This is a genomic window from Caldisericota bacterium (assembly GCA_034717215.1).
GTDB lineage: Bacteria > Caldisericota > Caldisericia > Caldisericales > Caldisericaceae > UBA646.
This window is the reverse complement of record JAYELD010000129.1, coordinates 1-6,433: the sequence shown is the minus strand read 5'-3', so window position 1 is coordinate 6,433 and position 6,433 is coordinate 1. Positions and strand designations below refer to the sequence as shown.

Here is a 6,433-nt window from a genome sequence, read left to right as displayed (position 1 = left end):
AAAATAAAACAATGGATAGTTTAAGGGAAGAAATTAAAAAAAATGTGGTAGAAAGTATTAAAAATGAACTTATCATGAAAGAGATTATAAAAAAGAGCAATGTTGCTGTTGATGATAACGAAATTGAAGAAGAGTTTAATAAACTTCTTAAAGCTAACGGATTGGCAGATAAAAAAGTATCGCTTAATGATAATATACGGATGGCAATTGAAGATAATATTCTTCGCAAAAAAGCAATTTTATTCATAAAGGAAAATGCTATAATTACAAATAAGAATAAGAAGGGAGATGAATAATATGCCAATGATTCCATTTGTGATAGAGCATACTGGCAGAGGCGAAAGAAGCTATGATATTTATTCCCGGCTACTAAAGGATAGAATTATATTTCTTACCGGAGTAATTAATGAAGATATTTCGGATCTTCTCGTTGCAGAAATGCTTTTTCTTGAAGCGCAAGATCCCACTCAAGATATATACCTTTATATAAACAGTCCCGGGGGAGAGGTAACGCCAGGGATGGCAATTTATGATACTATGCAGTATCTAAAATCGCCTGTTTCAACAATTTGTTTAGGTCAAGCAGCGTCTCTTGGTGCAATTATTCTTGCAGCGGGTGAAAAAGGGAAAAGGTATGCTTTACCTCATTCGAGGATTATGATTCATCAGCCCTGGGGAGGGGCACAAGGGCAGGCAACAGATTTGGAAATTCAGGCAAGGGAAATAATTAGAATAAAACGAATTGGTATTGAGATACTTGCAGCTCATACTGGACAGCCTGTTAAAAAAGTGCAGGAAGACACGGAAAGGGATTTTTATATGTCTCCTGAAGAAGCTAAGAAATATGGGATTATTGATCAAATTATCGTAAAATCAAAAGATATTACAGGAGTGAGCAAAGAATGAACAAAGTAGAAGAACCAAAGTGCTCGTTTTGTGGTAAGAAATACGATGAAGTTGAGAGACTTATTGCGGGGCCAGATGGTGTGTATATTTGTGATGAATGTTTGAAACGAGCATATAAACTTGTAGAGGATACTAAAAAAAAGAAAAATAAACTGTTTTTAAAGGATATACCTACACCATCAGAGATTTATTCTTATTTAGATCAGTACATCATAGGACAGAATGAGGCAAAAAAAGTTATTTCCGTAGCAGCTTATAATCATTACAAGAGAATTATTGCAAATGAGGAAAATTTTGATGTAGAAAAGAGCAACATTTTGTTGATAGGGCCTACTGGATCTGGAAAGACTTTATTTGCCAAGATACTTTCTCAAATTATAGGCGTACCTCTTTCTATCTCGGATGCTACATCTCTTACTGAGGCAGGGTATGTTGGAGAGGATGTTGAGAGCATTGTGCAGAAACTTTTACAAGCTACTGATTATAAAGTGCAGCTTGCGGAACAAGGCATTATATACATTGACGAGATAGATAAGATAGCAAGAAAAAGCGATAATCCTTCTATCACACGAGATGTATCCGGAGAGGGTGTTCAACAGGCGTTACTTAAGCTTGTTGAAGGAGTGGTCGCAAATGTTCCTCCTGCTGGTGGAAGAAAGCATCCCTATCAAGAATTTATACATGTAAATACAAAAAATATATTATTTATAGGTGGCGGAACGTTTGATGGTCTGGATTCAATTATAAAGGAACGAGTGAAGAAGAGAAAAATTGGTTTTGCTGCAAAGGACGAAAAAAATATCAAAAAATTAAAGCCAATACCTCATGATTTACTAAAATTTGGCATGATTCCTGAATTTATAGGGAGGTTTCCAGTTATTGCGCAGCTTAAAGAATTAACAAGAGATGAACTTGTCAGGATACTATATGAGCCTAAAAATTCGTTAATAAGTCAGTATAAGAGATTTTTTGCTATGGATGGCGTAGAACTTGAGTTTGAAAACGGAGCGCTTGGTTGTATTGCAGATGAATCTCTTGAATTGAATATTGGAGCAAGAGGATTAAAATCTGTATTGGAACAGTATATGGTTGGATTGATGTATCTGATACCGGGAATGAAAAATATAAAAAGATGTGTTATTACAAAAGAATTTTTAGCAAATAGAGAGGAAGCAATGCTATTTGACGAAAAGAATAGCAGGGTACACTTGCGTAAAACTGCTTAGGAGGCACGATGAAGACAGGTTTAAAACAGAGCAATAAATTACCGTTTATTCCATTAAGAAATGTTGTAATCTTTCCTTATATGGTGGTGCCTTTATTTATTGGCAGAACAAAATCAATTACTGCAATTGATCAAGCATTCGGCAAAGATAAAATGATTATTGTTGCCTCACAAAAAAACGGGCTGGTAGAGGATCCAGATGAAGATGATATTTATAATATTGGCGTTAAAGCAGAGGTATTACAGCTTCTAAAGTTACCTGACGGCTCGTATAGAGTTTTGATTGAAGGCCTTCAGCGTGTGAAGATAATTAAATTTGTTAAGTCTAACGAATTATTGGAAGTTCGTGTAGATACTATTCCCGATGAAGAAATTGAAAAAGCGATTCATCAAGATGCTTTGATGCGTTTAATTGCGGATAAGTTTACTGCATACATTGGTTTCAATAAAAAAATGTCCCAGGATATACTGATAGGTCTTTCCAACATAGATGATGTGGGAAGATTTTCTGATGTTGTTGCAGCAAATCTTAACATTGGCGTAAAAGAGAAGCAGCAAATTTTATCAATGAGCAATCCTGATGAAAGACTTAAAGCGCTTGCGCAAATTCTCGAGAGGGAAGTTACGATTCTGGAAATTAGCAAAAAAATCGACGAAGAAGTAAAAAGTACAATAGAAAAAAGCCAAAAAGAGTATTTCTTAAGGGCTAAAATAAAAGAAATTGAAAAAGAGTTGGGAGAATTCGGCAAAGAAGCAGGGGAAATCGGCGAGTATAAAAAGAAAATGAAAGGAAGAAAATTTCCTGCATATGTTAAAGATAGAATTGAAGATGAGCTAGAGAGGCTTAAAAAAATTCCTGTTTTGAGCCCGGAGAGCGCAGTGTTAAGAAATTATCTGGATTGGCTGTTGGAACTTCCGTGGAATAAACGGACACAGGATAAAACAAATATAAATGAAGCGAGTAAAATACTAAATAAAAATCACTATGGTTTGGAAGACGTTAAAGAAAGAGTACTCGAATTTCTTGCAGTTAGACAACTTACGAAGAGTATGAAAGGTCCTATTATTTGTTTTGTTGGGCCTCCAGGAGTCGGTAAAACCTCCCTCGGAAAATCCATAGCAGAAGCATTGGGGAGAAAATTTGTCCGCATGTCTCTTGGTGGAATAAGGGATGAAGCTGAAATAAGAGGCCATAGAAGAACATATGTAGGAGCAATGCCCGGGCGCATTATTCAAGGAGTAAAACAGTCAGGTGTTAAAAATCCTGTATTTTTACTTGATGAAATAGACAAGGTAGGTGCAGATTTTCGGGGAGATCCTACTGCAGCTCTTCTTGAAGGACTGGATCCAGAACAGAATAATTCTTTCTCTGACCATTATATAGAATTGCCATTTGACCTTTCGGAAGTTCTTTTTATTACTACTGCCAATATTATAGATACAATACCCCCTGCACTGTTTGATAGAATGGAAATAATGTCACTCCCGGGATATATTGATGAAGAGAAACTATGTATTGCAACAGAATTTATTATTCCAAAACAATTGAAATTTCACGGACTTTCAAAAGAGGATATAAAAATTTCGAAAAAAGCTGTACTTCGCATTATAGGAGAATATACAAGAGAAGCCGGGTTGAGAAACTTAGAGCGTTCCATAATGAAGATTATGAGGAAAGTTGCAAAAAATAAAGTAGAGAAGCATTTTAAAAAAGTTAAGATTACTGACAAAAATCTGAATGAATATTTGGGAGTGCCAATTTTTGCTGTAGGGATTAAAGAAAAGAAAAGCCAGATAGGTGTTGCTTGCGGGATGGTGGTAACTCGAGCGGGAGGAGATATTGTATTTATAGAGGCAATAAAAATGCCAGGGAAAGGAAATTTAATTCTTACAGGACAGTTAGGTGATGTGATGAAAGAGAGTGCCCATGCAGCGTTAAGTTATGTAAGAGCTCATGCAAAAGAATTAGGCGCTCCGAAAGATTTTTGTGATAAATATGATGTCCATATACATGTACCTGAAGGAGCAGTACCGAAAGAGGGTCCTTCTGCTGGAATTGCTATTTTTACTGCTCTTATTTCAATAGCTAGAGAAAAGCCCATTAACAGGAATCTAGCAATGACAGGAGAGATTACACTAAGAGGCAGAGTGTTGCCTGTTGGTGGGGTGAAAGAAAAGGTATTGGGAGCATATAGAGCTGGGATCAAAACAATTATTTTACCAAAACAGAACGAAAATGATTTAAAGAAAATTCCCAAACAGGTAAAAGAAAAACTTGTATTTAAATTTGTTGATGATGTGAGGGAAGTTGTTGGTGAAGTGTTTGAATAAATGAAAATTTGTCCAACAATATATGGAGTAGGATAAGCGATTAACGCAAGGTGGTAAGCGAAATGGTTGATATAGGTAAAGTTTTGCGTGAAGCAAGGGAGAAGAAAGATTTATCCATTCGCGAAGTTTCAGAGCAAACTCTGATACGTGAGTACTATCTTGAGAAAATAGAGAATAATGAATTTGACAAATATGACGGGTTTATTCATGCGTATATACGTAAATATGCAACGTTCCTATGGTTGAACCCTGTTCCTCTTTCTACTGCATATAAAGAGCTTTTTAGTGATGAGGAAGAGCCAAAGGAACAATTTGTGCCGATATTATCAAGAAGAAATTATAAAGGTATAATAATAGTTGCACTTGTTATTGTGTCGGTCGTGATTGTTGCGTTATTTTTTTCTATGAAGAAAGTGCCTTTGCAAGAGCCAGATAATTCTTCAGTGGTTGCTCCTGCGGAAGAGATAAAGCCTGACGAAATTACGCCAATTATACCTGACGAAATTACGCCAATTATACCTGACGAAACAGTAGAAGAAGTTGCTAGAGGCATAAATATAATTGTTCATGCAGATGCGAAGTGCTGGGTAGGCGTGACAATAGATGGGGAATATATGCAACTGTTTATAAATGGAGGAGAAAGTAGAGAATTCAAAGGGGAAGAGTCCATAAAAATTCTTTTTGGCAATGCAAGACATGTTTATGTGACAAAGAATGGACAGAATATAGGACAAGTAAGTGAAAATAAAGATGTAGTGGAGGTTATATATAGACCGTAATAGAATTTTTGAGCCAGTTGGTCTTGTAAGTCTTGGATGCCCTAAAAATATTGTGGATAGGGAAAGAATCCTGGGTAAACTGTTAGAAAACAATATTCATATAACGCCAAACTTGGAAGAGGCACATTCAATTATTATTAATACTTGTGCTTTTCTTCAATCTGCACGTAGTGAAGCAGAGGGGGTAATTAAAGAATTTATTGAAAAAAAGAAAGCTGGCATTATAAAAAAGCTCATAGTCTCAGGTTGTTATCCTTCACTTGATGGAAGTAGTCTTATGGATAAATTTCCTGAAATAGATGTAATTACCGGAACAAATGATATTAATCATATTGTCGATGCTTTAAGATCAGACAGGAAAGGCCAATTTCTTTCAAGAGATTTCGAGCTCGTTCTTCCGTCGAGATTTCTTGTGACGCTTTCCCATTATGCATACCTAAAGATAGCTGACGGTTGCAGTCATAGATGTGCTTTTTGCCTTATACCGAATATTAAAGGAAATCTTCATAGTTTTGAAAGGGAGTTTATTATTCAAGAGGCAGAAGGATTGGCTAATAATGGCGTAAAAGAAATTATTATTACTGCGCAGGATTCAACAAATTATGGAGCAGATATTTATGGAAAGTCAATGCTTATCCCGCTTCTTGAGGATCTGGAGAAGATAAAGGGGATAGAATGGATACGTGTGCTTTATACATACCCTGGCGAAGTAACAGAAGACCTTGTGACTTATATCAGAAATAGCAAAAAAGTTGTTCCATATATAGATATGCCCATTCAGCATATTAACGATACGATATTAAGAAATATGAATCGGATAGGACGTAGGAAAGACATCGAAAAAACAGTAGGACTTTTTAAGAGGAATGATATAGCGGTGAGAACTACTTTAATTGTGGGTTTTCCAGGAGAAGGTGAAAAAGAGTTTGAAGAGCTCAGGGAGTTTGTGGAGAAAATGAAATTTGATCACCTTGGTGTGTTTAAATATTTCAGAGAAAAAGGAACTAAAAGCTATACCATGGAAAATCAGGTCGAGAAAGCTGTTAAAGAAAAAAGGGAAAACACTATCAAGTCTATTCAGGAGAAGATATCATTAAGCAGGAACAAAACATTTATAGGCCAGACTATTCCTGTTATTATAGATTATTATGATGAAAAAGAAGGAGTGTTTGTTGGAAGGACTAAATATGAT

6 protein-coding genes are annotated in these 6,433 nt (G+C 35.8%); all 6 read left to right on the top strand.

The features are described 5' to 3' along the window. Positions 1 to 296 (top strand): hypothetical protein (locus U9Q18_05395; protein ID MEA3313792.1); only part of this gene is annotated, 296 nt, incomplete at its 5' end. 1 nt (position 297) lies between these two features. Next, a complete protein-coding gene (clpP, locus tag U9Q18_05390) occupies positions 298 to 906 on the top strand; it encodes an ATP-dependent Clp endopeptidase proteolytic subunit ClpP (GenBank protein ID MEA3313791.1) in 609 nt (202 codons plus the stop codon). Next, the gene (clpX, locus tag U9Q18_05385) at positions 903 to 2,132 is read left to right on the top strand and encodes an ATP-dependent Clp protease ATP-binding subunit ClpX (protein ID MEA3313790.1); all 1,230 of its coding nucleotides are present in this window, start codon (positions 903 to 905) and stop codon (positions 2,130 to 2,132) included. The genes clpP and clpX overlap by 4 nt, the downstream gene beginning before the upstream one ends. An 8-nt stretch (positions 2,133 to 2,140) precedes the next feature. Beyond that, positions 2,141 to 4,462: an endopeptidase La gene (gene lon / locus U9Q18_05380; GenBank protein MEA3313789.1), complete on the top strand. Its 2,322-nt coding sequence runs from the start codon at positions 2,141 to 2,143 to the stop codon at positions 4,460 to 4,462. Between the two features lie 62 nt (positions 4,463 to 4,524). Continuing rightward, positions 4,525 to 5,241, top strand: a complete 717-nt coding sequence (locus U9Q18_05375; protein MEA3313788.1) for a DUF4115 domain-containing protein — start codon at positions 4,525 to 4,527, stop codon at positions 5,239 to 5,241. Further along, positions 5,231 to 6,433: 30S ribosomal protein S12 methylthiotransferase RimO (rimO, locus tag U9Q18_05370; protein MEA3313787.1), on the top strand; the 1,203-nt coding region annotated here is incomplete at its 3' end. The genes U9Q18_05375 and rimO, both read left to right, overlap by 11 nt.

Bases quoted from the DNA above. Each gene is read 5' to 3' on its own strand.
- clpP (MEA3313791.1), top strand. From the start codon at position 298: ATGCCAATGATTCCATTTGTGATAGAGCATACTGGCAGAGGCGAAAGA.
- clpX (MEA3313790.1), top strand. From the start codon at position 903: ATGAACAAAGTAGAAGAACCAAAGTGCTCGTTTTGTGGTAAGAAATAC.
- lon (MEA3313789.1), top strand. From the start codon at position 2,141: ATGAAGACAGGTTTAAAACAGAGCAATAAATTACCGTTTATTCCATTA.
- U9Q18_05375 (MEA3313788.1), top strand. From the start codon at position 4,525: ATGGTTGATATAGGTAAAGTTTTGCGTGAAGCAAGGGAGAAGAAAGAT.